27 protein-coding genes are annotated in these 26,794 nt (G+C 65.7%); 12 read left to right on the top strand and 15 right to left on the bottom strand.

Going from position 1 to position 26,794, the window contains the following annotated elements:
• Positions 1–9: 9 nt before the first annotated feature.
• The 7 genes from JQ592_RS23190 to rsmI all read right to left on the bottom strand — a co-directional run bounded on the left by JQ592_RS23190 (position 10) and on the right by rsmI (position 7,220).
• Positions 10–1,302 carry an AAA family ATPase gene (locus tag JQ592_RS23190; RefSeq protein WP_211405110.1) on the bottom strand — a complete coding sequence of 431 codons (1,293 nt, stop codon included), beginning with the start codon at positions 1,300–1,302 and terminating at the stop codon, positions 10–12.
• Complete coding sequence (locus JQ592_RS23185; RefSeq protein WP_211405109.1) at positions 1,299–2,033, bottom strand: CpaD family pilus assembly protein; 735 nt, start codon at positions 2,031–2,033, stop codon at positions 1,299–1,301. Before JQ592_RS23185 ends, JQ592_RS23190 begins: the two co-directional genes overlap by 4 nt.
• Positions 2,034–2,073: 40 nt before the next feature.
• Positions 2,074–3,594 (bottom strand): type II and III secretion system protein family protein, encoded by a 1,521-nt coding sequence (locus JQ592_RS23180; RefSeq protein WP_211405108.1) that lies wholly within the window; start codon positions 3,592–3,594, stop codon positions 2,074–2,076.
• 10 nt (positions 3,595–3,604) lie between these two features.
• Positions 3,605–4,417 carry a Flp pilus assembly protein CpaB gene (cpaB, locus tag JQ592_RS23175; protein WP_211405107.1) on the bottom strand — a complete coding sequence of 271 codons (813 nt, stop codon included), beginning with the start codon at positions 4,415–4,417 and terminating at the stop codon, positions 3,605–3,607.
• A 512-nt stretch (positions 4,418–4,929) separates the two neighbouring features.
• Positions 4,930–5,874, bottom strand: a complete 945-nt coding sequence (gene gshB, locus JQ592_RS23170; protein ID WP_211405106.1) for a glutathione synthase — start codon at positions 5,872–5,874, stop codon at positions 4,930–4,932.
• 10 nt (positions 5,875–5,884) lie between these two features.
• Positions 5,885–6,283: a YraN family protein gene (locus JQ592_RS23165; protein ID WP_211405105.1), complete on the bottom strand. Its 399-nt coding sequence runs from the start codon at positions 6,281–6,283 to the stop codon at positions 5,885–5,887.
• Positions 6,270–7,220 carry a 16S rRNA (cytidine(1402)-2'-O)-methyltransferase gene (gene rsmI / locus JQ592_RS23160; protein ID WP_211405104.1) on the bottom strand — a complete coding sequence of 317 codons (951 nt, stop codon included), beginning with the start codon at positions 7,218–7,220 and terminating at the stop codon, positions 6,270–6,272. The genes JQ592_RS23165 and rsmI overlap by 14 nt, the downstream gene beginning before the upstream one ends.
• A gap of 339 nt (positions 7,221–7,559) precedes the next feature.
• Between rsmI and JQ592_RS23155 the strand changes: the two genes are divergently transcribed.
• Entirely contained in the window at positions 7,560–8,792 is a 1,233-nt protein-coding gene (locus tag JQ592_RS23155) for a penicillin-binding protein activator (RefSeq protein WP_211405103.1), read from the top strand.
• A 163-nt stretch (positions 8,793–8,955) separates the two neighbouring features.
• Here the strand turns inward: JQ592_RS23155 and hemW are convergent, their stop codons facing one another.
• Genes hemW through rph form a run of 3 tightly spaced genes read right to left on the bottom strand, consistent with a single transcriptional unit; the run spans position 8,956 to position 11,457 of the window.
• Positions 8,956–10,110: a radical SAM family heme chaperone HemW gene (gene hemW / locus JQ592_RS23150; RefSeq protein WP_211405102.1), complete on the bottom strand. Its 1,155-nt coding sequence runs from the start codon at positions 10,108–10,110 to the stop codon at positions 8,956–8,958.
• Positions 10,097–10,732: an RdgB/HAM1 family non-canonical purine NTP pyrophosphatase gene (rdgB, locus tag JQ592_RS23145; protein ID WP_211405101.1), complete on the bottom strand. Its 636-nt coding sequence runs from the start codon at positions 10,730–10,732 to the stop codon at positions 10,097–10,099. The genes hemW and rdgB overlap by 14 nt, the downstream gene beginning before the upstream one ends.
• Positions 10,733–10,743: 11 nt before the next feature.
• Entirely contained in the window at positions 10,744–11,457 is a 714-nt protein-coding gene (gene rph, locus JQ592_RS23140) for a ribonuclease PH (RefSeq protein WP_080133847.1), read from the bottom strand.
• Between the two features lie 181 nt (positions 11,458–11,638).
• On the opposite strand from rph, the gene hrcA reads away from it, so the two are divergent.
• Both hrcA and grpE read left to right on the top strand, forming a co-directional pair.
• A complete protein-coding gene (gene hrcA, locus JQ592_RS23135) occupies positions 11,639–12,727 on the top strand; it encodes a heat-inducible transcriptional repressor HrcA (RefSeq protein ID WP_211405100.1) in 1,089 nt (362 codons plus the stop codon).
• Between the two features lie 96 nt (positions 12,728–12,823).
• Complete coding sequence (gene grpE, locus JQ592_RS23130; protein ID WP_211405099.1) at positions 12,824–13,441, top strand: nucleotide exchange factor GrpE; 618 nt, start codon at positions 12,824–12,826, stop codon at positions 13,439–13,441.
• 121 nt (positions 13,442–13,562) lie between these two features.
• Here grpE and pncA read toward each other — a convergent pair whose 3' ends face one another.
• Positions 13,563–14,285, bottom strand: a complete 723-nt coding sequence (gene pncA, locus JQ592_RS23125) for a bifunctional nicotinamidase/pyrazinamidase (RefSeq protein ID WP_211405098.1) — start codon at positions 14,283–14,285, stop codon at positions 13,563–13,565.
• Positions 14,286–14,533: 248 nt separating this feature from the next.
• Positions 14,534–15,475 carry a hypothetical protein gene (locus JQ592_RS23120; protein ID WP_211405097.1) on the bottom strand — a complete coding sequence of 314 codons (942 nt, stop codon included), beginning with the start codon at positions 15,473–15,475 and terminating at the stop codon, positions 14,534–14,536.
• A 394-nt stretch (positions 15,476–15,869) separates the two neighbouring features.
• Between JQ592_RS23120 and dnaK the strand changes: the two genes are divergently transcribed.
• The 8 genes from dnaK (at position 15,870) to JQ592_RS23080 (ending at position 23,257) form a co-directional block, all read left to right on the top strand.
• Positions 15,870–17,771 (top strand): molecular chaperone DnaK, encoded by a 1,902-nt coding sequence (dnaK, locus tag JQ592_RS23115; RefSeq protein ID WP_018645013.1) that lies wholly within the window; start codon positions 15,870–15,872, stop codon positions 17,769–17,771.
• Positions 17,772–18,043: 272 nt separating this feature from the next.
• Positions 18,044–19,171: a molecular chaperone DnaJ gene (dnaJ, locus tag JQ592_RS23110; protein ID WP_211405096.1), complete on the top strand. Its 1,128-nt coding sequence runs from the start codon at positions 18,044–18,046 to the stop codon at positions 19,169–19,171.
• An 88-nt stretch (positions 19,172–19,259) separates the two neighbouring features.
• Positions 19,260–19,859, top strand: coding sequence for a class I SAM-dependent methyltransferase (locus tag JQ592_RS23105; RefSeq protein WP_061023588.1), 600 nt, complete (start codon positions 19,260–19,262; stop codon positions 19,857–19,859).
• 57 nt (positions 19,860–19,916) lie between these two features.
• The gene (locus tag JQ592_RS23100) at positions 19,917–20,495 is read left to right on the top strand and encodes an NADPH-dependent FMN reductase (RefSeq protein ID WP_211405095.1); all 579 of its coding nucleotides are present in this window, start codon (positions 19,917–19,919) and stop codon (positions 20,493–20,495) included.
• Positions 20,496–20,501: 6 nt separating this feature from the next.
• A complete protein-coding gene (gene pyrF, locus JQ592_RS23095) occupies positions 20,502–21,215 on the top strand; it encodes an orotidine-5'-phosphate decarboxylase (protein WP_211405094.1) in 714 nt (237 codons plus the stop codon).
• A 72-nt stretch (positions 21,216–21,287) separates the two neighbouring features.
• Positions 21,288–21,599 (top strand): DUF1330 domain-containing protein, encoded by a 312-nt coding sequence (locus JQ592_RS23090; protein WP_211405093.1) that lies wholly within the window; start codon positions 21,288–21,290, stop codon positions 21,597–21,599.
• A gap of 199 nt (positions 21,600–21,798) precedes the next feature.
• Positions 21,799–22,614, top strand: coding sequence for a 4-hydroxy-tetrahydrodipicolinate reductase (gene dapB, locus JQ592_RS23085; protein ID WP_211405092.1), 816 nt, complete (start codon positions 21,799–21,801; stop codon positions 22,612–22,614).
• Between the two features lie 19 nt (positions 22,615–22,633).
• Positions 22,634–23,257, top strand: coding sequence for a 2,3-bisphosphoglycerate-dependent phosphoglycerate mutase (locus JQ592_RS23080; RefSeq protein ID WP_211405091.1), 624 nt, complete (start codon positions 22,634–22,636; stop codon positions 23,255–23,257).
• Positions 23,258–23,462: 205 nt separating this feature from the next.
• On the opposite strand, the gene JQ592_RS23075 is transcribed toward JQ592_RS23080, so the two are convergent.
• On the bottom strand, positions 23,463–24,359 hold the full coding sequence (locus JQ592_RS23075; protein WP_100233290.1) for a methylated-DNA--[protein]-cysteine S-methyltransferase: 897 nt from the start codon (positions 24,357–24,359) through the stop codon (positions 23,463–23,465).
• Positions 24,360–24,414: 55 nt separating this feature from the next.
• Positions 24,415–24,948 (bottom strand): DUF2244 domain-containing protein, encoded by a 534-nt coding sequence (locus tag JQ592_RS23070; RefSeq protein ID WP_211405090.1) that lies wholly within the window; start codon positions 24,946–24,948, stop codon positions 24,415–24,417.
• A 22-nt stretch (positions 24,949–24,970) separates the two neighbouring features.
• Here JQ592_RS23070 and nth point away from each other — a divergent pair, with 22 nt between their 5' ends.
• A complete protein-coding gene (gene nth / locus JQ592_RS23065; protein WP_211405089.1) occupies positions 24,971–25,744 on the top strand; it encodes an endonuclease III in 774 nt (257 codons plus the stop codon).
• 24 nt (positions 25,745–25,768) lie between these two features.
• Here nth and JQ592_RS23060 read toward each other — a convergent pair whose 3' ends face one another.
• Positions 25,769–26,509, bottom strand: a complete 741-nt coding sequence (locus JQ592_RS23060) for a sulfate transporter family protein (protein ID WP_211405088.1) — start codon at positions 26,507–26,509, stop codon at positions 25,769–25,771.
• Positions 26,510–26,794: the final 285 nt, after the last annotated feature.

The following is a 26,794-nucleotide window of genomic DNA, read 5'->3' as shown; positions in this document are numbered from 1 at the left end:
GCCGGTTTGTTATGACGCCTTGCGATGCGGGGCGGATCCGCGACCCGAGCGGCCCTTCAGCTTCTTCAAGAGCGGCGCGAGTAGCGAGCGCTTCGGCTTCTTCACCTCGCCGCGCCCGGCGAGACGGTTGGCCATGGTCTGGAACAGCCCGGTGGTGCGGTGGTTCTTGGAGACCTCCGCGATCATCTGGCCGTTATTGGCCGCGGCCGAGAACAGTTTCGAATCGAACGGGATCACCGCGATCGGCTGGCTCTCCATGGTCTTGGCGAACGCCTTGACGTCGATCTCCGCACGCTTGTGCATGCCGACCTGGTTGATGCAGTACAGCGGCGGCCGGTCGTTCGGCCGCGCCGCTTTCAGCACGCTCAGCATGTTCTTGGTGTTGCGCAGGTTCGCCAGATCAGGTTCGGCCACGATCACGATGTCGTCGGCATTGACCAGCGCGCGCTTGGTCCAGGCGGACCATTGATGGGGAACGTCGAGCACGATGCAGGGCGTCGTCATGCGCAGCGTGTCGAACACCGCGTCGAACGCTTCGGCGCCGAAATCATAGACGCGGTCGAGGGTGGCGGGCGCAGCGAGCAGGCTGAGGCGATCGGTGCACTTGGCGAGCAGCCGCTCCATCAGTGCGGTGTCGGGCCGGTCCTGCGACAGCACCGCATTGGCGATGCCCTGCGCCGGGTCCTGGTTGTAATCGAGACCCGCAGTGCCGAAGGCGAGGTCGAGATCGATCACGACGGAATCGAGCGAGAGGTCGCGGGCGATGGTCCAGGCCACGTTGTGCGCGACGGTGGACGCGCCGACGCCGCCCTTGGCGCCGACCACCGCGATGACGCGGCCGGTGATGATGGCTTCGGATGCCGAGAACAGGCTGCAGATCGAGCGGACCACGTCGAGCGTCTCGACCGGGCCGACCACGTAGTCGTTGACGCCGCGCCGCACCAGCTCGCGATAGGGCGCGGTATCGCTGGGATTGCCGATCACGACCACGCGGGTGCCGGGATCGCAGACGCCGGCGAGATCGTCGAGACCTTCGAGGATGTCGCGCGTGCCGTCGGATTCGATCACGATCACGTTCGGCGTCGGCATCGATTCATAGACTTCGATTGCCGCAGCTAAGCCGCCTTCCTTGGCGGTGAGATGCGCCTTGGCGAGCCGGCGATCCTCGCCCGCGGCGGTCACCGCCTTGAGCGTCTGGTCGGTCTCGCAAAACGCCTGCACGGAGATGCGAGGAACCGGTGCAATGTGTTCCTCGGGGTGCCGCGGATCGTCCGTCTCTTCTTCGTCGTTGAAGCCTGTCATTTGCCTGTGTCGCTGAGTTTGGCCTTCTCGGCGTCGGGATTGGGAGTGGCGATCGGGGTGCCCTTGCGATAGCGGTCGAAGGCGACGTCGCGCCGCGCAGTGTAAACCGCCGTTTCAGAACGCGGCTGCTCGAGGTCAGCAGGATTGTCGATCATCGCCGCGAGGTTGCGCTGGCTGGCGCAGCCCAGATTGAAATATGGCCGGTTCTCGTTGTAGCCGGGGTCGAGGATAGACGGCCCGACGTCCTCCGGCCACAGCCCGCAGGGACCCGCGACCGCGGCGATCCTGGAATAGCTGAGGCGGATGGTGGGCAGCAGGCCGGGATCCTCGGGCCGATAGGGACGCTTGACGATGGCGCGCGACGGCACGCCGCCGGATGCCAGCACGGCACGGATTTCCTGATAGGTCGCCGCCGCAGCGCGCGAATTCGCGGTGTCTACAGGCACGTCGACGACGACGGAGCCGCTGCCTTCACGCACCCAGTCCCTCGCGATCCCCGCGACGTCGGAGTGCTGCGCGTCCGAGAGGCCGCCGCGCGCCTTGCCGACGAAGATCACGATCGATTTCTTGCCTTCCTGCACCGCGATCGGGTGGCGCTGGCGGTAGTCGGTCGGCACCGTCTGGGTGACGATCTCGCCGGTGGTGTTGCAGGCGCCGAGCATGACGGAGAGCCCCGTCAGCGCCAGCGCGACGCTTAAGCCGCGACGTCGATCCGCTGTCGTCTTCGTCATCGCTTGATCCCCTCTTGTCCCGGTCCCCAAACCGTTCGTTTCAGTCGATGATGAAGCCGAAATCGCCGCGATTGCCGTCGATTGGATCGACGCGCCGCGCGATGCCATAGAGGCGGTTCATGCGGCCGAGCAGAGCCGTCTGCGCGTCCGAGGCCGGCGCGAAGCCGTCGTCGGGCCGCGACAATTCCTTCTGGGCGACCGCGCGCACCACATAGGGCGTCACGATCACCATCAGCTCGGTCTCGTTGTTGACGAAGTCCTGGCTGCGGAACAGCGCGCCGATGATCGGCACCTGATCGACGCCGGGCAGGCCGTTGATCGCCTGCTTGGTCTGCTGCTGGATCAGGCCGGCCATCGCCATCGAGCCGCCCGAGGGAATTTCCAGCGTGGTCTCGGCGCGGCGGGTCTGGATCGAGGGGATAGTGATCGAGCTGGTCGTGCCCGAGGACACCGCCTGCGTCACGGAGATCGCGTTCTGATTCGACAGCTCCGAGACTTCGGTCATCACGCGTAGGCTGATACGTCCCTCGCTGAGCACGACCGGCGTGAAGTTCAGGGAGATGCCGAACTTCTTGTAGGTGATCTGGGTGGTACAGACGTGGGTGACCGGATCGCAGGAATAGCCCGCAGGGATCGGGAATTCGCCGCCGGCGATGAAAGTGGCGGACTCGCCGGAGATCGCCGTCAGGCTCGGCTCGGCCAGCGTCCGCATCACGCCGGCGCTTTCCATCGCGCGCATCGTGGCGTTGACGGTGGCCACGCCTTTTGCGAGTCCGGTAACACCGAGCCCGTTGCTGCTGACGAGCGGGCCACCGGAGACCGAGAACGGGTTGGAGTTGTTGAAGTTCACGACCGCGGTGCCGGCGTTCAGGCTGGCGCTGAGATCGACGCCGAGCTGCTTGACGATGTCGCGGCGCACTTCGCCGACGACGACCTTGAGCATCACCTGGTCGCGGCCGCGCACGACGATGTTGTTGACGACCTTCTCGGCGCCGCCGACGAGCTTGGCGGCGACGTCACCGGCCTGCTGGGCCTCGACCGGGCTCGACACCGAGCCGGTCAGCATCACGCTGTCGCCGACGCCCTCGATCTGCACGCCCGGCAGCGACTGGCGCAGCGCCGAACGCATGCCGTTGAGGTCGCGTTTCACCGCGATGTCGTAGGCGGCGACCTGCTGGCCATCGGCGGTGAAGAACACGACATTGGTCTGGCCGACCTGGCCGCCGATGATGTAGGCGCGCTGGGCCGAGCGGATCACCGCATTGGCGATCTTGGGATCGGCCACCAGCACGTCCTTGACCTCGCGCGGCAGGTCGATGACCACGGACTTGCCGACGCCGAGCGAGAGAAAACGCGTCTTCGCCGGCGCGATCGAGCCGACCGACGTCAAGCCGAGATCCGGCACCTGCATCGGTGCCTGGTCGCCGACCGGCGCATCTGCAGCAGCGCTGACCATGTCAGGCGCTGCGAGCAGCCCCAGCATCAGCATCGCCCCCGTCCAGAACGTGCTTGCGCGATTCCCCCGAATGCGCAGGCCCGTCCGATCATCCCCGTAGTTCATGCTATCCCCATCACTTCTGTGACGTCAGTTGCCGCACCTGCACCCCGTAACGGATCACGTTCACCCCGCCGGAACGCTTGGCCGCCTGGTCCTCGACCGTGAGTTCGGTTGCGTTGACATCGACGATGCTGCGCAGCGCGAGCTGGATCGTGCCGCCCTGGCGTGCGGCCGACAGCGTGGCGACCTGATCGGGCTTGAGCTCGAGCGTGACGGTCTTGCCGAGCACGGCGGTCTGGCCGTCCTTTTCCTTCGGCGCCTGGTCGATCGCGAGCACGCGGATATTGGACAGGATGACCTCGGACACGATGAGGTCGTTGCCGGCGGTCGCGCCGTTGGCGTCGGGATTCTTCAGGCGGCGCGTCAGGACGACGTCGACGCGGTCGTTCGGCAGGATGAAGCCGCCGGCGCCGGTCTCGGCGGAAATCTCGGTGGAGACGGCCCGCATGCCCGAGGGCAGGATCGCGGCCATGAAGCCGGAGCCCTCGGCCCGCACCAGCTTCTGCTCGCGGATCGGCTCGCCCTGCATCAACGGGACGCGTGCGATCGAGCCGGCGATCTGGATCTGGGCGTCAGGCCTGGCGTCGCGGCGGATGAAGGCGCTGCTCGCGGTCGCGGCCGGCCAGGACTGCCATTGCAGGTCGTCGGGCTTTACGGCCTGGCCGAGCTGGATGTCGTTCTTCGCGATCAGAACCTCGACCGTCGGCAGCTTCTCGGCGACGGGAGCGACGGGCGTAGGTGCATTCTGATAGCCGCTCGCCAGATATGCAGCGACGCCGCCGGCGCCCAGCGCGATGACGAGAACGACAATGCGTGCGGTGTTCATACGCTTTTACTCTTACGCGGGGTACTCGAACCGCACCTGGCGGGTTCCCCTGCGTCGATGAGTAGGGACTAAAAGTATAAGGGTTGTTGCGAGGCCGAATGCGCCGGCCGGTCACGATGCTGGTTTTCGGCAGATGGTGAACGCGGCGTTATTCAGTCGGCCAGCGGCCCCGTAGATTCACGCATGCCGGCGCGCGCGTTTGGATGAGGCGAGGGGCGTCATGGTGAACGGGTGGTTAGTGGCGCGTACGTTTCGAGCTGCACAATCATGGTCGTGAGACGAAAGCAACGCGCTACATCACCGGTGTCGTCCTGGCGAAAGCCAGGACCCATTACCACCAATGGGAATTGTTGCAGAACGTGTCTACCCGACTTCGCCAAACCAGCAGTTGGGGTAATGGGTCCTGGCTTTCGCCAGGACGACGTTGGGGAAACGTTTGCGCACGACGCGCTTTTGCACGTGCGTAGCCCGGATGGAGCGCAGCGCAATCCGGGCTACGAAGCAAGAGGCGCTTACTTCTTCCGCTTCTGCTCGATCACGTCCCAGATCTTCGCCGCCACGTCGGGGCCGCCGAGCCGTGAGATGGCGCGGATGCCGGTGGGCGAGGTCACGTTGATCTCGGTGAGGTTGCCGTTGATGACGTCGATGCCGACGAACAGCAGGCCCTGCTCGCGCAGCGCCGGGCCGACGGTCGCGCAGATCTCGCGCTCGCGCGGGGTGAGCTCGGTCTCCTGCGCCGCGCCGCCGCGGACCATGTTGGAGCGGAGGTCGTCGGCGGCCGGCACGCGGTTCACCGCGCCGGCGAACTCGCCGTTGACGAGGATGATGCGCTTGTCGCCGTGCTTCACCTCGGGGATGAACTGTTGGATCACCCAGGGCTCCTTGAACGTCACCGAGAACATGTCGAACAGCGAGCCGAAATTCATGTCCTGCGGCATCACGCGGAACACCGCCGCGCCGCCATGGCCATGCAGCGGCTTCATCACGACGGCGCCGTGCCTGTCGCGGAACGCGTTGATCTCGTCGAGATCGCGCGAGATCAGCGTCGGCGGCATCAGCTGCGGAAAGTTCATCACGAACAGCTTTTCCGGCGCGTTGCGCACCGAGGCCGGGTCGTTGACCACCAGCGTCTTCGGATGGATGCGCTCCAGGAAGTGCGTCGAGGTGATGTAGGCGAGGTCGAACGGCGGGTCCTGGCGCAGCAGCACCACGTCGAAGCCGTTGAGCACCTCGCGCTTGGGCTCACCGAGGGTGAAATGGTCGCCGGGCTCGTCGCGCACGGTCAGGACCTGCACCGGCGCGACCAGCTCGTCGCCGACCATCGAGAGCTTGTCGGGCGTGTAATAGGACAGGCCATGGCCGCGCTTCTGCGCCTCCAGCAGCAGCGCAAAGGTGGAATCGCCCTTGATGTTGATGCGGGCGATGGGGTCCATCTGGACGGCGACGTTCAGTTTCATGGTCTGCCTTTCAGGTCGAGGCGTCGAATGCCGCCAACACATGGCGCGGAAGCGAGCGCGGCGCAATCAGCATGGCGTCGAATCGCAATTCGAATTCGGCATGCTCGGGATGCGCCACGAGCCAGCCTTGGGCGGCGTTGATGATGCGCTGCTGCTGGCGTGGGGTTACGGCATAGGCCGCATCGTCCAGGCTGGCACGGGCCTTGACCTCGACGAAGGCGATGAGGTTGCGGCGGCGCGCCACGAGGTCGATCTCGCCGTGCGGCGTGCGGTAGCGTTTTGCCAGGATGCGGTAGCCCTTGGCCATGAGATAGGCCGCGGCGCGGCTCTCCGCGGAGATGCCGGTGCGGAACGCGGCGACGCGCTCGGGCGAGGCGCCTTTCGGTTCCGCACCCTCAGTCTTCGCCATCGCCGCCCCGCAGGTCCTTTGCGAGCTCGAGCGCGCGGGCATAGACCTCGCGGCGCGGCCGGCCCGATAGCGCGACGGCGTGCGCAACGGCGTCCTTGACGCTGTGCGCGGCGAGCTGCTCGCGCAAGAGAGCATCGAGCGCATCCATCGTCAGCACCTCGGCGTCTGCGGTGGGCGGACCGATCACCAGGACGAACTCTCCGCGCGTCTCCGGCGCGTCTGCTTGTCGCGCAAGCTCGGCGAGGGGCGCGCGCCTGACCTCCTCGTGCAGCTTCGTCAACTCGCGGCAGACCGCGGCGTCTCGCTCACCCATGATCCCGGCGAGATCGGTCAAGGTGGCCTGCATCCGATTTCCCGACTCGAACATCACCAGCGTCGCGTCGATGCGGGCAAGCTCAGTGAGGCGGCTGCGCCGCGCGGCGGATTTCGCCGGCAAGAAACCTTCAAAGAAGAACCGGTCGGTCGGCAGGGCCGCGACCGACAGCGCCGCCAGCACCGAGGAGGGGCCGGGCAGCGCATAGACCGCATGCCCGGCGGCGCAGACCTCGCGCACCAGCTTGAAGCCGGGATCGGAGATCAGCGGCGTGCCGGCATCCGATACCAGCGCCACCGAGCCGCCCTGCGCCAGCGCCTCCAGGATCTTCGGGCGCGCGGCTTCGGCGTTGTGCTCGTGATACTGCCTGAGCTGCGCGGAGATGTCGTAGCGCTCGGTCAGGCGCCGCGTGATGCGGGTGTCCTCGCAGGCGATGACATCGACGCCGGCGAGCGTCTGCAGCGCGCGCAAGGTGATGTCGCCGAGATTGCCGATGGGGGTCGCGACCAGATGCAGGCCCGGCGCCGCCTTCGGGGCCGCCAGCCGATGGGCATCGATGGAGAAGCCGCGCGGGGCGGCGTCTGGGTCTTCAGGCGTATTTATCGGGGCCGGCTTTGCGCGCATAATGAAGCCAACTTAGGCACGATCCCCATGGCTGGGAACTGCTCTTCGAAAAGATCGTGCCGAGGTGAGGGACGAGGAACGGACGGGAATGTGATCGACCCAAGGTCACGTCGCGAGGGCGTGAGGGCCCTCGTGCCATATTCGCGACGGAAACGCCGCCTTGATGCTACGCGACGAACGGCGAACAGCTGGCCAGGACGGGAAGGCCGCCGCGTTAAGCGGCCATTATCCTTTTGTTTTGGTTAACTATTTGTCGACACTATGCCTGAATCCGCGGCTTGTGTCGCGGCAAAGAATGTTGTGACCGGCTGGCGAGAGCCGGCCGGAAGAGAAGCTGTCATGCTGGGCCCGCGTCATCCAAAATCTCCCGCTCTGGGGCCCCTGTCATCGGGTGCGACCCGGCGGAGCGCGCTCGGCCTGTTGCTTGGCGCGCCCCTGCTGTCGGCCTGCGCCGGCGTGCAGCAGAGTCTCAGCCAGTTCTCCAATCCGTTTTCCAGCTCGTCGCCGCCGGCTCAGCCGGCCGGGCCGCCGCAACAGGCGACGACCGCCGGCAGCGGCGGGGTCAAGGTCGCCGTGATCCTGCCGCTCTCGGCGGCCGGCAACGCCGGCCTCGCCGCGCAGTCCATGCGCAACGCCGCCGAGATGGCGCTGGCCGAGTTCCAGAACCCGAACATCCAGCTGCTGATCAAGGACGACAACGGCAGCCCGCAGGGCGCGCAGGCCGGCGCGCAGCAGGCTGTCGAGGAGGGCGCCGAGATCATCCTGGGGCCGCTGTTCGCGCAGTCGGTGCCCGCGGTGGCGCAGGTCGCGCGCACCCGCAACATCCCGGTGATGGCGTTCTCGACCGACTCCAGCATCGCCGGCCGCGGTGTCTATCTGCTCTCGTTCCTGCCGGAATCCGACGTCAACCGCATCGTCGAATATTCCGCCAGCATCGGAAAGCGCTCCTTTGCCGTGCTGGTGCCCGATAATGCCTATGGCAATGTCGTCGAGGCCGCGGTGAAGGCGGCGGTGCCGCGGCGCGGCGGGCGCATCGTCGCGTTCGAGAAATACGGCGCCGATCGCGCCACCCCGGCGCGAACAGTGGCGCAGCAGCTCGGCAGCGCGGATGCGCTGTTCATTGCCGACGACGGCGACGCGGTGGTTTCAGTGGCGGATGCGATGACCGCGGCGGGCGCGAATTTGCGCAACATCCAGCTGCTCGGCACCGGCCTGTGGGACAATCCGCGCGTCTATGCGAGCTCAGCGCTGCAGGGCGGCCTCTATGCCGCGCCGGATCCGGCCGGCTTCCGCGCCTTCTCCGGCCGCTATCGCACGAAGTACGGCGCGGAGCCGATCCGCACCGCAACGCTCGCCTATGACGCGGTCGCGCTCGTCGCCGCGCTCGCGCGTACGCAAGGCGGCCAGCGCTTCTCCTCCGATGTGCTCACCAATCCTTCCGGATTCGCCGGCATCGACGGCCTGTTCCGCTTCCGCCCCGACGGCACCAATGAACGCGGCCTTGCGGTGATGAAGGTGACGACAGGCGGGGGCGTTGCGGTCGCGGGGTCGCCGAAGAGTTTTGGGGCGTAGCTGTTTCTCCGCCGTCGTCCTGGCGAAAGCCAGGACCCATACCGCGTGATCTATCGAGTGATTACGGTGCGAGTTCCAGCAAAGAACAATTGGGACTCTTCGCCAAACTCCTCCCTGGGGTAATGGGTCCTGGCTTTCGCCAGGACGACGATGGGGAGAGAGTTCAGGCCGCCAGATCCGCGACCACCGCATCCAGCACCGGAAATCCGCTGCTGGTCACGCGCAGACGTCCTGTCGCATCCACCGTAATCGCGCCTTCCTCGCGCAAGAGCGCGATGCGGCCGGGGTCGAGCGGGCGGCCGGAGAGGGCGGTGTAGCGCTCGGGATCGATGCCTTCGGCGAGGCGCAATCCCATCAGCAGGAATTCGTCGGCGCGCTCCTCGCTGTTGAGGAGATCGTCGGTGACGATGCCGTGGCCGTTGGTCTCGACCCGCAGCAGCCAGGCCTCCGGGCGCTTCTCGGTGGCGGTGGCATGGCGCACGCCGTCGATGTCGAGGCGGCCATGCGCGCCCGGGCCTATGCCGGCATATTCCTCGCCGCGCCAGTAGACCAGATTGTGCCGGCACTCGGCGCCGCGCCGCGCGTGATTGGAAATCTCGTAGGCGGGTAGCCCCAGCTTGTCGCAGGTCTCCTGCGTGACGTCGTAGAGCGCGCGCGCGACCGCCTCGTCCGGCGTCTTCAATTTGCCGGCCTGGTGCAGGCCGAAGAACGGCGTGCCTTCCTCGATCGTCAATTGATAGAGCGACAGATGCTCGGCCGCCTCGTCGATGGCGTGCCGCAGCTCATCGGCCCACATCGCCGGCGTCTGATCGGGGCGGGCGTAGATCAGGTCGAACGAATAGCGGTCGAACGAGCGGCGTGCGATGGCGACGGCATCGAGCGCCTCACGTGCGCTGTGCATCCGTCCCAGCGCCTTCAGCGAAGCATCGTCGAGCGCCTGCACGCCGAGCGAGACGCGGTTGACGCCGGCTGAGCGATAGCCGGCGAAGCGCGTGGCCTCGACGCTGGTCGGGTTTGCTTCGAGCGTGACCTCGACATCGCGTGCGACAGTCCAGTGCTTGCCGATCGCATCGAGCACGGCGCCGACGGTTGACGGCTGCATCAATGACGGCGTGCCGCCGCCGAGGAAGATCGAGGTCACTTCGCGTCCGGGCGCGCGCTCGGCGGTCGTCGCAATCTCGCGCGCGAAGGCCGAAGCAAACCGCGCCTCGTCGATCGCGGCGTGGCGGACATGGCTGTTGAAGTCGCAATAGGGACATTTCGACAGGCAGAATGGCCAGTGCACGTAGACGCCGAAGGCTTCCTTACCGCGGCTCAAGGCAGATCTCCGCCAGTTTCACGAAGGCGCGGGCGCGATGCGACAGGCCGAGGCCGAGCGGTGGCAGGCCGTGCTTCTCGATGCTTTCCATCTCGCCGAAGGTGCGGCTGTGGCCATCGGGCTGGAACATCGGATCATAGCCGAAGCCGGCGGTGCCGCGCGGTGGCCAGACCAGCGTGCCGTCGACGCGGGCCTCGACCTCTTCGAGATGATCGTCGGGCCAGGCAACGCAGAGCGCAGAGACGAAATGCGCTCTTCGGCGGTCGGGAGTGGTCGAGCCGCGCTCCAGCAACAGCCGCTCGATCTGAGCCATCGCTGCGTTGAAATCCTTGGCCGGACCGGCCCAGCGCGCGCTGTAGATGCCTGGTGCGCCGTCGAGCGCGTCGACGACGATGCCGGAATCGTCGGCGAAGGACGGAAGCTTCGTCGCCTTTGCCGCCGCGATCGCCTTGATAGCGGCGTTGCTGCGGAAATCGTTGCCGGTCTCGTGCGGCTCGTCCAGGCCGAGCTCACCGGCCGACACCGCCTCGATTCCGTACGGCGCAAGCAGCTCCTTCATCTCGGCGAGCTTGCCGGGATTGTGGGTGGCGATGACGAGCTTTCCGGTGATTCGGCGGTGCATGGGCCTATTGACTACGCGACAGCCAGTTTCTGCAAGTCCACGAGACGCGCGACGCCCTTGCGCGCCAGCGCCATCAGCGCCAGGAACTCGGCTTCCGTGAACGGTTCGCGTTCCGCGGTGCCCTGCACCTCGATGATGCGGCCATCGCCGGTCATGACGAAATTGGCGTCGGTCTGGGCTTCCGAATCCTCGGCATAGTCGAGGTCGAGCACCGGCGTGCCGTTGTAGATGCCGCAGGAGATCGCGGCGACGTTGTCGCGCAGCACGTTGGCCTTGATCATGTTGCGCGCCTTCATCCAGTTGATGCAATCGGCGAGCGCGACCCAGGCGCCGGTGATCGAAGCCGTGCGGGTGCCGCCGTCGGCCTGGAGCACGTCGCAATCGACCGTGATCTGGCGCTCGCCGAGCGCTTCGAGGTCGACGATGGTGCGAAGCGAGCGGCCGATCAGGCGCTGGATCTCGACGGTGCGGCCGCTCTGCTTGCCGGCCGAGGCCTCGCGGCGGGTGCGTTCGGAGGTCGCGCGCGGCAGCATGCCGTATTCGGCGGTGACCCAGCCGCGGCCCTGGCCCTTCAGCCACGGCGGCAAGCGGTCTTCCAGCGTGGCGGTGACCAGCACATGGGTGTCGCCGAATTTCACCAGGCACGAGCCTTCCGCATATTTGACCACGCCGCGCTCCAGCGTCACGGGGCGCAATTCGTCGGGCGCACGGCGGCTTGGCCGCATGGGAAATCCTCCAAAACTCACGGGAAAAGGCTGCTCGCGGTGCTTGTAGGTGGGGTCAGGGTGGGCGGCAAGGGGGAAGATCGGCGCTTATTCACCCCCGGTTTTCCACCCCGCAAACGCCACGCTTGTCAGAACCGCCTCGGATGGACAAATTATCAGTATCTGAGAGGAGTTACCGTCTGTGGCCCATCACGATCCGATCCATCTGATCGCGCCGCGCGCAGGCCTCGCCCAGCTCAACGAGCGTTCCCGCGACATCTTTCGTCAAATTGTCGAAAGCTATCTCGCGACCGGCGAGCCGGTCGGCTCGCGCAACATTTCCCGCCTGATCGCCATGCCCCTGTCGCCGGCCTCGGTCCGCAACGTCATGGCCGATCTGGAACAGCTCGGCCTGATCTATGCCCCGCATACCTCCGCAGGCCGGCTGCCAACGGAACTCGGCCTGCGCTTCTTCGTCGACGCCCTGATGCAGGTCGGCGACCTCAATGAGGCGGAACGGCAGTCGATTCAGAGCCAGCTTGCCACGGTCGGCCAGGCCCAGTCGGTCGAGGCGGCGCTGGACCAGGCGCTGACGCGGCTGTCGGGCCTCACCCGTGCCGCGGCGGTGGTTTTGACGCCGAAATCCAATACACGGCTCAAGCACATCGAATTCGTCCGCCTGGAACCGGAAAAAGCGCTGGTGATCCTGGTCGGCGAGGACGGCCAGGTTGAAAACCGCGTGCTGACGCTGCCCCCCGGAGTTCCATCCTCGGCGATCACCGAGGCCGGCAATTTCCTCAATGCCCGGATCCGCGGCCGGACCCTGGCCGAGGCGCGGCTCGAGCTCGAAACCGCGCTTGGGGAGGCCCGCGCCGAGCTCGATCAGCTGACGCAGAAGGTGATCTCGGCCGGCATCGCCAGCTGGTCGGGCGGCGAGAACGAGGACCGCCAGCTCATCGTCCGCGGCCACGCCAATCTGCTGGAAGATCTGCACGCGCTGGAGGATCTGGAGCGGGTGCGCCTGTTGTTCGACGACCTCGAAACCAAGCGCGGCGTCATCGACCTGCTCGGCCGCGCCGAGACCGCCGAGGGCGTGCGGATCTTCATCGGCTCCGAGAACAAGCTGTTCTCGCTGTCGGGCTCCTCCACCATCATCTCGCCGTATCGGGATGCCGCCGGCCACATCGTCGGCGTTCTCGGTGTGATCGGGCCGACACGGCTGAATTATGCCCGCGTGATCCCGACCGTGGACTATGCCGCCCGCATCGTCAGCCGCCTGCTGGGGGGCTGACCGGCATTTGCGCCGATCACGGGCGCTTGATTTTCGTGAGCTTAGGCACGATATCCGGGCCAACAATCCCTGGAAACGAGTTCGAGATTAGAGCCGATGACCGAGCAAGACCGGCAACCCGAAGACACGACTGCAGCGACCGGCGAGCCCGTGGTGTCAAAACCCTACATCATGCCCGACGATCCCGAGCCGGGCTCGGTCGAGTTGCTGCAGAAGGAAGCCGCCGAGGCGCGCGATCGCATGCTGCGGACGCTGGCCGAGATGGAGAACTTACGCAAGCGCACCACCAAGGAGGTCGCTGACGCCCGCCTCTATGGCATCACCGGCTTTGCCCGCGACGTGCTCGACATCGCGGACAATCTCCAGCGCGCGCTCGATGCCGTTCCGGCCGAGGCGCGTGCCACGGCCGATCCCGGCCTGATCTCGCTGATCGAAGGCGTCGAGCTCACCGAGCGTTCGCTGCTCAACGCGCTGGAAAAGCACGGCGTGAAGAAGCTCGATCCGCAGGGCCAGAAGTTCGACCCGAACTTCCATCAGGCGATGTACGAGGTGCCCGATGCGTCGGTGCCGTCGGGCACCGTGGTGCAGATCATGCAGGCCGGCTACACCATCGGCGACCGCGTGCTGCGCCCGGCGCTTGTCGGTGTCGCCAAGGGCGGCGCGAAGACCGCCCCCGCGGCGAACAACAACGAGCAGAGCGGCGCGACGAACTGATTTTTTGCGTCATTCCGGGGCGATGCGAAGCATCGAACTACGGTGCGCGATTGCGCACCTGAGAATCTCGAGATTCCGGGTTCGGCTCTTCGAGCCGCCCCGGAATGACGGCCATCTAGCTTTACGCGCTCACCGCGATATCCGCGGACTGAATTCGCTTCACGCCGGCCTTGGCCATGTCGGCCCAGGCTTTTGCCAGCGAGCCCTGGGTGTCGATGCCGCGGCAGGCGTCTTCCACCACATAGACCTCGAAGCCCGCCTTGCGTGCGTCCAGCGCGGTCCAGGCGACGCAGAAGTCTGTCGCAAGGCCAGCGACAAAGACGCGCTTGATCTTGCGGCCCTTCAGGTAGCCGGCGAGACCCGTCGAGGTCTTGCCGTCGGCTTCGAGGAACGCCGAGTAACTGTCGACGTCCTTGTGAAAACCCTTGCGGATGATGAGCTCGGCGTGCGGGATCGACAGGTCCTTCGACAGCGCGGCGCCGTCGGTGCCCTGCACGCAATGGTCCGGCCACAGCACCTGCTTGCCGTAAGGAAGGTCGATGGTCTCGAACGGCTTCTTGCCGGAGTGGACCGACGCAAACGAAACGTGGCCGGGCGTGTGCCAGTCCTGCGTCATCACCACGTTCGAAAACGCTTTCGCGATTCTGTTGATGACCGGCACCACCTGCTCGCCTTCCTTCACGGCGAGACTGCCGCCCGGCAGGAAGCAGTTCTGCACGTCGATCACGAGCAGCGCGGATGCATCGTCCGGCTTGATCGATGCCGCCGCAAACAGCGTGGTTGGCGCCAGCGTCGCCAGCGCCGTCGTTCCAAGCATTGCCAAGACCTGTCGCCGATCCAGCATCGTTCGTCTCCCCTCCAGGATGATCCAACTGGGGAAGCCTAGTTCCGTTCGTATACGAACAGAAGCCCGAAAATGCAGCCGGTATTGGTGAGGGGTTGGGCTGTCAGCCCCTGTCGTCCCGGCGAAGGCCGGGACCCATACGCCGCAGCAATCGTTTTGCGAAGACTCGGAGTTATCAGCTCGTCCTGCAACCACTCCCTGTGGTTATGGGTCCCGGCCTTCGCCGGGACGACACCGAGTATGCAGCGCTACCCCTTCGGCTGAATCCCGTCGCGCACGGCGCGGAAGCGGGTGAAGGCGGCTTGCCACTGGTCGCGCGGGGCGCTGGCGATGATGCGCAGTGAGGCGCCGCCGCTGGAGAAGCGGATCCACTGCACCACGGTCACCGGCGTCTTGTCCTTGCCGCTGACGCCGTCGATCCGGGTCTCAAAACCCTGCTGGCCGTTGATGCGGATCGGCTCCGACATGGTGACGCGGGATTCGCGCACGCCGGGGATCTGGAGCGCGGCTTCCTGGGCGAAGCGGGCGCGATCGTCGGCCTGCTGCGGGGTGGCGCCGATCAGGCCGAGGATCATGAACGGCTTCGACTCATAGCCTGCGCTCTCGTTGCCGTCGGCCAGGATGATGCTGGATCCCGGCGCCAGCGTGCGGATGTCCTTGAAGTCGGCGAGATCGGTGATCTTGAACGGCATCAGTGCGATCTGCTCTTCGGCCGAGACCTGCTTGCGGGTGGTGGCGCTCGCGAACATCTGGCGCACCGCCTCGTCGGTGTAGATCTTGGTCGCGTTCTCCGGGATCTGCACCGCGACGTAGCCGGAGAAGCCTGCGCCCGGCACGATCATCGAATAGCGCTTCACCGGGGTATCGCCGGCCTTGCCGCTCTCGGTGGTGAAATAGGCAAGACCCGCGGGGGTCTCGATCTTGTCCTGCTTGACGCCGCCCGCTCCGGCCGGATTGGAATTGAAGGCGCTCACGACCTCGCCATAGGCCGCCGGCGGCAGCTCGGTGATCAGCACCTTGACGCCGCCGTCCTCGCTCTCGAAGCCCGGAAAGGTCTTGGCCGTGCTGAGGCCGACCAGCGGCACCATGCCGAGCCGCAGGCCGGGCGGGAAAACAGCGTCGGCAGCCAGGGCCGGGAGCGCGGCGGCAATGAGGAGGGCGAGCGCGGCGAGGGGGCGGATCAGCTTCATGGGCACTCTGATTGGTTCACATTGAGGCCGTTCGATGGTCGCCCACCGGGCCGCATTGTCGCGCGAAGCCGCCTTGCGCGGCGGTCGGCCGGCCCGCCTTTTAGCGGGTTTGGCCCCGCCGTAACAGGGTGTGGCCGATCACGGCGGCGGGGGTGGCGGATCTCCCGACCTGTTAATATTTCCTCACCCGCAAGGGCGGTTGAGCCCGGATATGAGCTCTTAAAACCCAATGTTTTCACGGCCGAAACGTTGCTTCGGTCCTTGCGGGCCCCTCCCCCCCTCCTATATGAGCCTCAATCATCGCAATATCGCGGATGTTTGATCTTAGGGGGTTTCGGTTCGGGTGCCTTCTGGGCCCAGCCAACCTGCCGCAATAAAGAAGGATATCAGGACCATGGGAAAGGTCATTGGGATCGACCTCGGCACCACGAACTCGTGCGTCGCCGTGATGGATGGCAAAAACGCCAAAGTCATCGAGAATTCCGAAGGCATGCGCACGACGCCTTCGATCGTCGCCGTGACGGACGACGGTGAGCGCCTCGTCGGCCAGCCGGCCAAGCGCCAGGCCGTCACCAATCCCGAGCGTACGTTCTTCGCAGTGAAGCGCCTCATCGGCCGCCGCTACGACGACCCGATGGTCGAGAAGGACAAGAAGCTCGTTCCGTACAAGATCGTGAAGGCTTCCAACGGCGACGCCTGGGTCGAGGCCGACGGCCAGACCTACTCGCCCTCGCAGGTCTCGGCTTTCATCCTGCAGAAGATGAAGGAGACCGCGGAAGCCCATCTCGGCCAGAAGGTCGACCAGGCCGTCATCACCGTTCCCGCCTACTTCAACGACGCCCAGCGCCAGGCGACCAAGGACGCCGGCAAGATCGCTGGCCTTGAAGTGCTGCGCATCATCAACGAGCCGACCGCGGCCGCGCTCGCCTATGGCCTCGACAAGACCAAGGCCGGCACGATCGCCGTGTACGACCTCGGCGGCGGCACGTTCGATATCTCGATTCTCGAAATCGGCGACGGCGTGTTCGAGGTGAAGTCGACCAACGGCGACACCTTCCTCGGCGGTGAAGATTTCGACATGCGCCTGGTCGGCTATCTCGCCGACGAGTTCCAGAAGGAACAGGGCATCAACCTGCGCAACGACAAGCTCGCTTTGCAGCGTCTGAAGGAAGCCGCTGAAAAGGCCAAGATCGAGCTGTCGTCGACGACGCAGACCGAGATCAACCTGCCCTTCATCACCGCGGACCAGACGGGCCCGAAGCATCTAACGATGAAGCTCACCCGCGCCAAGTTCGAGGCGCTGGTCGACGACCTCATCCAGAAGACCGTCGAGCCCTGCCGCAAGGCGCTGAAGGACGCCGGCGTCACCGCCGGTGAGATCGGCGAAGTCGTGCTGGTCGGCGGCATGTCGCGCATGCCGAAGGTCCAGGAAGTCGTGAAGCAGCTGTTCGGCAAGGAGCCGCACAAGGGCGTCAACCCGGACGAAGTCGTGGCGATCGGCGCTGCGATCCAGGCCGGCGTGCTCCAGGGCGACGTCAAGGACGTGCTGCTGCTCGACGTGACCCCGCTGTCGCTGGGCATCGAGACGCTGGGCGGCGTGTTCACCCGCATCATCGACCGCAACACCACGATCCCGACCAAGAAGAGCCAGGTGTTCTCGACGGCTGAAGACAATCAGAATGCCGTCACCATCCGCGTCTTCCAGGGCGAGCGTGAAATGGCGGCCGACAACAAGATGCTCGGCCAGTTCGACCTGATGGGCATTCCGCCGGCTCCGCGCGGCATGCCGCAGATCGAGGTGACCTTCGACATCGACGCCAACGGCATCGTCAACGTCTCGGCCAAGGACAAGGCCACCGGCAAGGAGCAGCAGATCCGCATCCAGGCCTCGGGCGGCCTGTCGGAAGCCGACATCGAGAAGATGGTCAAGGACGCCGAGGCCAATGCCGAGGCGGACAAGAAGCGCCGCGAGGCCGTGACCGCCAAGAACGAGGCCGATGGCCTGGTGCATTCGACCGAGAAAGCGCTGGCCGAGCACGGTTCGAAGGTCGCCGAGACCGAGCGCCGCGCCATCGAGGATGCCGTCAGCGATCTCAAGGAAGCGCTGAAGGGCGACGATGCCGAGGCGATCAAGGCCAAGACCCAGACGCTGGCCCAGGCTTCGATGAAGCTCGGCGAGGCCATGTACAAGCAGCAGGCCGAGGCCGACGCCAAGAAGGACGCGGCCAAGGACGACGTCGTCGACGCGGAGTTCACCGAAGTCGACGACGACAAGAACAACAAGAAGTCCGCCTGAACCCCAAGAGGGTGATGATGCGGACGGCTTGGACCCCACACACGCTACCGGCCTCCTCCCTCACGGGGGAGGCCGTCGTGTCGGGACGGACGGGCCAAGACTTTTCTCAGGACTCTTCCAAAGTCGGCTCCGTTACGATCAATCAATTCCCAGCCGTTATTCTCAACGCCGCCGTGCCGCCCTCTGCCGCAAGGCGGAAGGCTGCCTATATGGTCGCGTGGCGACATCGTTTCGCTCCGACTTGACTCGCGATTGGATAGACCGAGCCCGCCATGTCCACCAAGCGCTGCTATTACGAAACCCTCGAAGTCGAACGCACCGCTGACGATTCCGTCCTGAAATCGTCCTTCCGCAAGCTGGCGATGAAGTTCCATCCCGACCGCAATCCCGGGGACGACACCAGCGAGGTCAAGTTCAAGGAGATCAACGAGGCCTACGAGGTCCTGAAGGACAAGGACAAGCGCGCGGCCTATGACCGCTTCGGCCATGCCGCCTTCGAGCAGGGCGGTCCCGGCGGCGGCGCCGGTTTCGGCGCCGGCTTCGCCTCCTCTTTCTCCGACATTTTCGAGGACCTGTTCGGCATGGCTGGGCAGCGCGGCCGCGGCGGCCGCGAGCGCGGTGCCGACCTGCGCTACAACATGGAGATCACGCTCGAGGAAGCCTTTGGCGGCAAGACCGCGCAGATCGAGATCCCGGTCTCGGTCACCTGCGAGGCCTGCTCAGGCATCGGCGCCAAGGCCGGCACCAAGCCGAAGACCTGCTCGAGCTGCGGCGGCGCCGGCCGCGTGCGGCAATCGCAGGGCTTCTTCACGCTCGAACGCACCTGCCCGGGCTGCCAGGGCCGCGGCCAGATGATCGAGGACGCCTGTCCGTCCTGCTCCGGCCAGGGCCGCGTCACCCGCGAGCGGACGCTGTCGGTCAACATTCCCCAGGGCGTCGAGGACGGCACGCGGATCAGGCTCGCCGGCGAAGGCGAGGCCGGTGTGCGCGGTGGTCCGCCCGGCGACCTCTACATCTTCCTGTCGCTGGCCCAGCACCAGTTCTTCCAGCGCGACGGCGCCGACCTGCATTGCCGGGTGCCGATCTCGATGGTGACGGCTGCCCTCGGCGGCGAATTCGAGGTGCCGACCATCGACAAGGCCAAGGCCAAGGTGAAGGTGCCGGCCGGGACCCAGTCCAACCGTCGATTCCGCATTGCATCAAAAGGCATGCCGGTGCTGCGCTCGCGCCAGACCGGCGACATGTATGTCCAGGTCGTGGTCGAGACCCCGCAGAACCTCACCAAGAAGCAGCAGGAATTGCTGGCCGAGTTCGAAAAGCTCTCCTCCGGTAACACCCAGCCGGAATCCGAGGGTTTCTTCGCCAAGGTCAAGGACTTCTTCGGGAATCGGGCGAACTGAGTCGGCTTGACCGTATCGCCTGCGGCCTATACCTGTTTATGACCATTTTCTGACACGCCGCGGTCCCGCGGTCCCGTCCGGTCCAGACATGCCATTGCCATCGTCCGCGCGTGCGTTGAAGAAGCCCCGTCTCGACGACGAGGTGCGCTTTCTCAGATCGTGGATCGAAAAGCCCCTCCACATGGGCGCGGTGATGCCGTCGGGCAAGCTCTTGGCCCGGACCATGGCTCACTATGTCGACGTCGATTCCGACGCGCCGGTGGTCGAGCTCGGGCCCGGCACCGGTGCCATCACCTCGGCGCTGATCGAACGCGGCGTCGACCAGAAGCGTCTCGTCCTCGTCGAATACAATCCCGGCTTCTGCGCCCTGCTGCGTGACCGCTACCCGCAGGCCAAGGTCGTGCAGGGCGATGCCTATCGGCTGCGTGACACGCTCTGGAACGTGCTGAGCGCGCCCGCCTCGGCGGTCGTTTCGGGCCTGCCGCTGGTCACAAAACCGATGCTGACGCGGCTGCGGCTCATTCGCGACGCCTTCACGGCGCTGGCGCCCGGCGCGCCCTTCATCCAGTTCACCTATGCGGTGGTGCCGCCGATCCCGAAATCGCTGCCCGGCGTGTCCACAGAGGCCTCGGAACGGATCTGGATGAACCTTCCGCCGGCCCGCGTCTGGGTGTATCGCAAGGATTAATCCCGCCGGCGTTCTTCTTTGCGCGGCGGGCTCATTTCGCCGAACGCATGGAAGCGGATGTCCGCACCCAAAATCCTGGTCATTCCCGGCTCGCTGCGCACCGGCTCGCACAATGCGAAGCTGGCGGCGGTCTTAGCCTATGAATTCGCGAAGGCCGGCGTCGACGTCACCCGCATCTCGCTCGCCGATTTTCCGCTGCCGATCTACGACGGCGATCTCCAGGCGAAATCCGGCGTGCCCAAGAACGCGATCAATCTGAAGCGCATGATCGGTGCGCATCACGGCGTGCTGATCGTCTCGCCCGAATACAACGCCTCGGTGCCGCCGCTCCTCAAGAACGCGATCGACTGGGTCAGCCTTGTCCACGAACTGCACGAGGCGCGCGGCGAGGTGTTCCGCAACCGCACCTTTGCGCTCGCCGGCGCTTCGCAGAGCCGGTTAGGTGCTGCCCGCGCGCTCCAGGCATTGCGGCTGATCCTGACCTCCTGCCACGCCAATGTGATTGCCAGCCAGCTCACGCTCGCCTTTGCCAACGATGCCTATGACGATATGGACAGGCTGAAGAACGAGCGCGATATCGCCGCGTTGAAGGAGCTGGTAGCGCAGTTGATCGACGTTTCCCAACGCATGATGTGAGGTGACATGACGCCAGCCGAGATCGCCCCGAAAGACCGCCTGATCGTTGCGCTCGATCTGCCGAGCGTTGATGCCGCGGAGGCGATGATCGCAAGGCTCGGCGACAGCGTCTCATTCTACAAGATCGGTTATCAGCTCGCTTATGCCGGCGGCCTGCCGCTGATCGGCAAGCTCGCCGACAAGGGCAAGAAGGTGTTTGCCGATCTCAAGATGCACGACATCGGCAACACGGTGACGCGTGGTGTGGAGAGCGTCGCGAAATTGGGTGCGACCTTCGTCACCGTGCACGCCTATCCGCAGACCATGAAGGGCGCGGTCGAAGGCCGCGGCAGCGCCAGCCTGAAGATCCTCGCCGTCACGGTGCTGACCTCCTACAACGACGACGACCTTCATGCGGCCGGCTATCGGCTCAGCGTCTCCGAGCTGGTCGAGGCGCGCGCGCAGCAGGCGCAGGTGCTCGGTGTCGATGGCCTCGTGTCGTCGCCGGAAGAAGTCGGAGCCTTGCGCAAGATCGTCGGCCATCAGATGAGCCTCGTCACCCCCGGCATCCGCCCGGCGGGTTCGGCCAGCGGCGACCAGAAGCGCATCATGACGCCTGGCCGCGCGATCACCGCGGGCGCCGACTATCTCGTCGTCGGGCGCCCGGTGGTGGAAGCCGCCGATCCGAAGGCCGTCGCCGACGCCATCCACGCTGAGATCGCACAAGCTCTCGGAGCATGATCCGGAAAAGTGTGAAGCGGTTTTCCGATCAGATCATGCTCAAATAGAGACCAACAACAAGGGAGAAGAACAATGGCAAAAGGCTACTGGATCGGGCGCGTCGACGTGAACAATGACGAGGGCTACAAGCCCTACATCGTCGCCAACGGCCCGATCTTCAAGAAATGGGGCGGTCGCTTCGTCATTCGCGGCGGCAAGTTCACCACCGTCGAGGGCGCCAGCCGCACCCGCAACGTCGTGATCGAATTTCCGGACTACCAGACCGCAATCGCCTGCTACAACTCGCCGGAATACCAGGCCAACATCAAGGTGCGCCGGCCGCACTCGATCGCCGACCTCATCATCATCGAGGGCTATGACGGCCCGCAGCCGCAGGACGGCTGAGGCGGACCGTCATTCCGGGGCGGCTCGCAGAGCCGAACCCGGAATCTCGAGATTCCCCGGTGCGCAATTGCGCACCTGAGGTCTGGTCCTTCGGACCATCCCGGAATGACGGTGAACGTGGCGTCACCGCCGCCTGATCCCCCCTCGGTTGCCGGAACTGCATCCCCCCGCTACAACGGCCTCCGAAGAGGATCACACCATGTCCGACATGCGCTTGATTGTTGCGGGAGCCGGCGGCCGGATGGGCCGCGCGCTGGTGCGGGCGATTGCCGAGAGCAAAGGGGCGGTGCTGGCGGGCGCGCTGGAGGCGCCGGGCTCCGACCTGCTCGGCAAGGATGCCGGCGTGCTCGCAGGCCTGCCGGCCAATGGCATAAAACTCTCCGCCGATCTCTGGGCGATGTCGAAGGACGCCGACGGCATCCTCGATTTCACCGTGCCGGCGGCGACCATCGCCAATGTCGCGATCGCCGCCGAGCGCGGCATCGTGCATGTCATCGGCACGACCGGGTTGTCCGGCTCCGACAACGCCGTGATCAAGAGCGTCACCAACCGCGCGGTCGTGGTGCAATCCGGCAATATGAGCCTGGGCGTCAATCTGCTCGCCGCCGTGGTCAAGCGTGTCGCCAAGGCACTCGACCAGACCTTTGACATCGAGATCGTCGAAACCCATCACCGCATGAAGGTCGATGCGCCCTCGGGAACTGCACTGATGCTGGGTCAGGCGGCAGCCAGCGGCCGCGGCGTCACCCTCGATGACCACTCCGAGCGTGGCCGTGACGGCATCACCGGCGCGCGCCGGCCGGGCAATATCGGTTTCGCCTCCTTGCGCGGCGGCACCGTGGCCGGCGACCACAGCGTGACCTTCCTCGGCCCGTTCGAGCGCCTGACGCTGTCGCACCAGGCCGAGGACCGCATGCTGTTCGCGCACGGTGCGCTCAAGGCGGCGCTGTGGGCGCATGGCAAGGCGCCGGGGCACTACTCCATGGCCGACGTGCTCGGCCTGTCCGACATTTAAACAACACGGAAAGCAGTCAATGAGTGAACGTCTCCTCGTGCTCGTGCGCCATGGCCAGAGCGAATGGAATCTGAAGAACCTGTTCACGGGCTGGAAGGACCCTGACCTCACCGAGCTCGGCGTGAAGGAAGCGAAGGAAGCCGGCCGCAAGCTGAAGGCGCAGGGCCTCGTGTTCGACGTCGCCTACACCTCGGTGCTGACGCGCGCGCAGCACACGCTCGATCTCATCCTCGGCGAGCTCGGCCAGGAAGGCCTGCCGACTTCGAAGGACCTCGCGCTGAACGAGCGCGACTATGGCGATCTCTCCGGCCTCAACAAGGACGACGCCCGCAAGAAATGGGGCGAAGAGCAGGTGCATGTCTGGCGCCGCTCCTACGACGTGCCGCCGCCCGGCGGCGAAAGCCTGAAGGACACGCTGGCGCGCGCACTGCCGTACTATGTGCAGGAGATCCTGCCCGGCGTGCTCAACGGCAAGCGCACGCTGGTCGCCGCCCACGGCAATTCGCTGCGCGCGCTGATCATGGTGCTGGAGAAGCTGTCACCGGAAGGCATTCTGAAGCGCGAGCTCGCCACCGGTGTGCCGATCATCTACCGGCTCAATCCGGATTCGACCGTGGCGTCGAAGCTGGATCTGGCGGGCTGATAGACACCGTCATTCCGGGGCGCCCGAAGGGCGAACCCGGAATCTCGAGGTTCCGGGTTCGATGCTTTGCATCGCCCCGGAACGACATCAGCTGCCGTAGGGTGGGCAAAGCGCAGCGTGCCCACGCAGCGTCAGCGATTTGAGAAAGACGGTGGGCACGGCGCTATGCGCCTTTGCCCACCCTACGGCAGTGTGCTTGTTGCGCCTACTGCACCCCCACCCGTCCGGCTTCCCAGCCCAGCATCGCCTGCTTGCGGGTGATGCCCCAGTGGTAGCCGGTGAGCGTGCCGCTCTTGCCGAGCGCGCGGTGGCAAGGCACGACGAACGAGACCGGGTTCTTGCCGACGGCGGCGCCGACGGCGCGCGAGGCCTTCGGGCTGTTGATGTTGCAGGCGATGTCGGAATAGGACACCGCGCGGCCCATCGGAATCTTCAGCAGCGTCTCCCACACCCGCACCTCGAAATCGGTGCCGATCAGCACGACGCGCAGCGGCTGGTCGGGCCGCCAGAGTTTCGGGTCGAAGATGCGCGCGGCGAGCGGCGCGGTGCCTTCGTGATCTTCGACATAGGTCGCGTTCGGCCAGCGCCGCGTCATGTCCGCGAGCGCGATCTTCTCCTCGCCGGGATCGGCGAAGGCGAGGCCCGACAGGCCTCGGTCGGTCGCGATCACAATCGCGGTGCCGAACGGGGAGGGGTGGAAGCCGTAGCGCAGGGTCAGCCCCGCGCCGCCGTTCTTCCACTCGCCCGGCGACATCGCTTCGTGGGTGACGAAGAGATCGTGCAGCCGGCCCGGGCCTGACAGGCCGGAGTCGAGCGCGGCATCGAGGATGCTGGCGGAGTCCCGCAGCAAGCCCTTCGCATGGTCCAGGGTGAGCGCCTGCATGAAAGCCTTCGGCGTGATCGAGGCCCAGCGGCGGAACAGATGGTGCAGCTCATCGGGCGTGACGCCGGCCGCATCCGCCATCGCCTCGATGGTCGGCTGCGCGCGCCAGTTCTCCGAAATGAACGCGATCGCCCGGCGCACCGAATCATAGTCGCGCAGCGCGGCGTTCTGGGGGCCCGGCTTGGCCAGGCGCTGGTCATGGATTGCGAGTGTCATCATGACCGGAAATGTAGGAGAGGGGCGGGTCTGAAACCACCCGATTTCCGATGCGGGATCAGCTGATCGGGTTGTAGGTCGGCCCGCGCTTGGCGGCGTTCAGTGCCTCGACCAAGCCTTTGTAAAAGCTTGCCTTTTCCTCGGGTCCCAGGAACCTCGCAATCTGGATCTGGTGGCCGCGCGAGATCAGATAGAGATGCTCGATGCCGAAATCCTCGTCGACTTCCATGTCGAGGCGGACCCAGAGCGGATTGAAGGTCCATTCGGCGACCTGACCGCGATGGCTGATGCGCCTCACGCGCAGTTCGGAGGTCGTGACGGTGATCTCCTCGCGCGCCCGGGCGGTGCCGAAATTGACGTTGAAGGCCCACCAGACCACGAGCACGTCGAGACCAAAGAAGCCGAGCACGGGCCAGGCACCCTTCATCAGGAAGGCGAGGCCGGTGGCAAAGCTGACGACGCTCAGGAACAGCATGACGGCGAGGAAGCCGGTGCGGTTCAGCGAGCGGTGCGGCGTCAGCAGCGCGGAGAAGATCTGCGCCTCGCGCTGATCTTCAAAGTCCTCGCGCTCAATTTCGTTGCCTGTGCTCATCGTCCCTCAGTATATCCCGATCATGGCGAAAATCACCCGCAAGCCGATCCCGCGCAAAGCCGCCGTGCCGAAGAAGCAGGCAAAGGCGGCCGTCGCCAAGCCCAATTCCAAGCCCGCTAAGAAATCCGCGTCGGCCAAAAAATCGCTCAAAGCTATGAAACCTTGGACGCCGGCGGAGATCCACGAGGTCTTCAGCCGCTTCCGCACGGCCAATCCGGAGCCGAAGGGCGAGCTCGAGCACATCAACCCGTTCACGCTGCTGGTCGCGGTGGTGCTGTCGGCGCAGGCCACCGATGCGGGCGTCAACAAGGCGACCCGCGCATTGTTTGAGGTCGCCGATACGCCGCAGAAGATGCTCGACCTCGGCGAGGAGCGCTTGCGCGATTACATCAAGACCATCGGCCTCTATCGCACCAAGGCCAAGAACGTCATCGCGCTCTCGGCAAAAGTGCTCAGCGAGTTCGGCGGCGAGGTGCCGCGTACGCGCGCGGAGATCGAGTCACTGCCCGGTGCGGGACGCAAGACCGCCAATGTCGTGCTCAACATGGCCTTCGGCGAGCACACCATGGCGGTCGACACTCACGTCTTCCGCGTCGGCAATCGCACGGGGCTTGCGCCCGGCAAGACGCCGCTCGAAGTCGAGCTTGGCCTCGAAAAGGTGATCCCGGCCGAGTTCATGCTGCACGCCCATCATTGGCTGATCCTGCACGGTCGCTATACCTGCCTCGCGCGCAAGCCGCGCTGCGAGGTGTGCCTGATCAACGATCTCTGCCGCTGGCCGGAGAAGACGGTGTGAGCCGAGCCCGCGCGCCGGTCGTCGTCAGCGCATCTGGCGGGCCGGCTCGATCAGCTCGGGCCGCGGGCCTGACAGGCGCTTGTGCATGTGGACCATGAAGGCCATGCCGAAGATCGGCGTCGCCAGATTGACGATCGGGATCGAGACGAAGGCGGCGATGAAGAGGCCGGCGGTGAAGATGGTCGCGGCGTTGTCACGCCGCATCGCCTTGGCTTCCTCCGGAGGACGGAAGCGCATCGCGGCGAGCTCGAAATATTCGCGGCCCAGCAGCCAGGCGGCGGCGATGAAGAAGATCAGGAAGCCCGCGCCGGCGAACAACACCAACGGCAGCGCAGCCAGGTAAACCAGGATGGCCAACAGCGCGGTCTTCACGCCCTCCATGATCGCCTGGCTGAACGGCAGCGCCACGCCCGGCCGCTCGGCGGGATAGTGCTCGCGCTCGACGATCTCGGCGACATCGTCGACGAACAGGCTCGCCACCAGCGAGGTGATCGCCGGCATCAGGAAGACGCCGCCGAACACGACGCCAAGCCCCGCGGCGATCGAGACGATCCAGGAGAGAACCTCGAGCGAGGAGTGCCAGCCCGGCCCGAGCAGGCCTTCCAGCCAGACCTCGCCATAGGTCGCAAACCAGCTGAGCAGCCGCTGCAGGCCGATCGCCAGCACGGTGATCAGCACCAGCGCGAGCCCGATCGATCGCCACAGGATCGAGCGCATCGGCGGCGAGATCATTTGCGACAGCGCCTTGATGGCGGCATCCAGCATGGGGGACCCTCTGTGATAAACACTTCGCGAGAGGTAGACACCGAATGCGGCTTCGGCAAGGGCTGCCCTTCCTTCTCCCCTTGTGGGAGAAGGTGGCGCGAAGCGCCGGATGAGGGGCTGTTTCCACGAGCTCAAACGAGAGTTGGACTCGCGGAGAGATACCCCTCACCCGTCTCGCCGCTGCGCGGCGAGCCACCCTCTCCCGCAAGGCTACGAGATTCACACATTTCGGAGGCTCCAACCATGCTTGATGGCGTGGAACTGGGTGAGGCCTCTGATCATGAC

Origin of the sequence: Bradyrhizobium iriomotense (assembly GCF_018129405.1) — a bacterium.
Classification (GTDB): Bacteria; Pseudomonadota; Alphaproteobacteria; order Rhizobiales; family Xanthobacteraceae; genus Bradyrhizobium; species Bradyrhizobium iriomotense_B.
The sequence above is the reverse complement of the archived record's forward strand: the minus strand, read 5'-3'. Positions and strand labels throughout refer to the sequence as shown.

Excerpts from the sequence above, each read along its gene's own strand:
- JQ592_RS23190 (WP_211405110.1), bottom strand. The coding sequence starts at position 1,302 with ATGACAGGCTTCAACGACGAAGAAGAGACGGACGATCCGCGGCACCCC.
- JQ592_RS23185 (WP_211405109.1), bottom strand. The coding sequence starts at position 2,033 with ATGACGAAGACGACAGCGGATCGACGTCGCGGCTTAAGCGTCGCGCTG.
- JQ592_RS23180 (WP_211405108.1), bottom strand. The coding sequence starts at position 3,594 with ATGAACTACGGGGATGATCGGACGGGCCTGCGCATTCGGGGGAATCGC.
- cpaB (WP_211405107.1), bottom strand. The coding sequence starts at position 4,417 with ATGAACACCGCACGCATTGTCGTTCTCGTCATCGCGCTGGGCGCCGGC.
- gshB (WP_211405106.1), bottom strand. The coding sequence starts at position 5,874 with ATGAAACTGAACGTCGCCGTCCAGATGGACCCCATCGCCCGCATCAAC.
- JQ592_RS23165 (WP_211405105.1), bottom strand. The coding sequence starts at position 6,283 with ATGGCGAAGACTGAGGGTGCGGAACCGAAAGGCGCCTCGCCCGAGCGC.
- rsmI (WP_211405104.1), bottom strand. The coding sequence starts at position 7,220 with ATGCGCGCAAAGCCGGCCCCGATAAATACGCCTGAAGACCCAGACGCC.
- JQ592_RS23155 (WP_211405103.1), top strand. The coding sequence starts at position 7,560 with ATGCTGGGCCCGCGTCATCCAAAATCTCCCGCTCTGGGGCCCCTGTCA.
- rdgB (WP_211405101.1), bottom strand. The coding sequence starts at position 10,732 with ATGCACCGCCGAATCACCGGAAAGCTCGTCATCGCCACCCACAATCCC.
- rph (WP_080133847.1), bottom strand. The coding sequence starts at position 11,457 with ATGCGGCCAAGCCGCCGTGCGCCCGACGAATTGCGCCCCGTGACGCTG.
- grpE (WP_211405099.1), top strand. The coding sequence starts at position 12,824 with ATGACCGAGCAAGACCGGCAACCCGAAGACACGACTGCAGCGACCGGC.
- pncA (WP_211405098.1), bottom strand. The coding sequence starts at position 14,285 with ATGCTGGATCGGCGACAGGTCTTGGCAATGCTTGGAACGACGGCGCTG.
- JQ592_RS23120 (WP_211405097.1), bottom strand. The coding sequence starts at position 15,475 with ATGAAGCTGATCCGCCCCCTCGCCGCGCTCGCCCTCCTCATTGCCGCC.
- dnaK (WP_018645013.1), top strand. The coding sequence starts at position 15,870 with ATGGGAAAGGTCATTGGGATCGACCTCGGCACCACGAACTCGTGCGTC.
- dnaJ (WP_211405096.1), top strand. The coding sequence starts at position 18,044 with ATGTCCACCAAGCGCTGCTATTACGAAACCCTCGAAGTCGAACGCACC.
- JQ592_RS23105 (WP_061023588.1), top strand. The coding sequence starts at position 19,260 with ATGCCATTGCCATCGTCCGCGCGTGCGTTGAAGAAGCCCCGTCTCGAC.
- JQ592_RS23100 (WP_211405095.1), top strand. The coding sequence starts at position 19,917 with ATGTCCGCACCCAAAATCCTGGTCATTCCCGGCTCGCTGCGCACCGGC.
- pyrF (WP_211405094.1), top strand. The coding sequence starts at position 20,502 with ATGACGCCAGCCGAGATCGCCCCGAAAGACCGCCTGATCGTTGCGCTC.
- JQ592_RS23090 (WP_211405093.1), top strand. The coding sequence starts at position 21,288 with ATGGCAAAAGGCTACTGGATCGGGCGCGTCGACGTGAACAATGACGAG.
- dapB (WP_211405092.1), top strand. The coding sequence starts at position 21,799 with ATGTCCGACATGCGCTTGATTGTTGCGGGAGCCGGCGGCCGGATGGGC.
- JQ592_RS23080 (WP_211405091.1), top strand. The coding sequence starts at position 22,634 with ATGAGTGAACGTCTCCTCGTGCTCGTGCGCCATGGCCAGAGCGAATGG.
- JQ592_RS23075 (WP_100233290.1), bottom strand. The coding sequence starts at position 24,359 with ATGATGACACTCGCAATCCATGACCAGCGCCTGGCCAAGCCGGGCCCC.
- JQ592_RS23070 (WP_211405090.1), bottom strand. The coding sequence starts at position 24,948 with ATGAGCACAGGCAACGAAATTGAGCGCGAGGACTTTGAAGATCAGCGC.
- nth (WP_211405089.1), top strand. The coding sequence starts at position 24,971 with ATGGCGAAAATCACCCGCAAGCCGATCCCGCGCAAAGCCGCCGTGCCG.
- JQ592_RS23060 (WP_211405088.1), bottom strand. The coding sequence starts at position 26,509 with ATGCTGGATGCCGCCATCAAGGCGCTGTCGCAAATGATCTCGCCGCCG.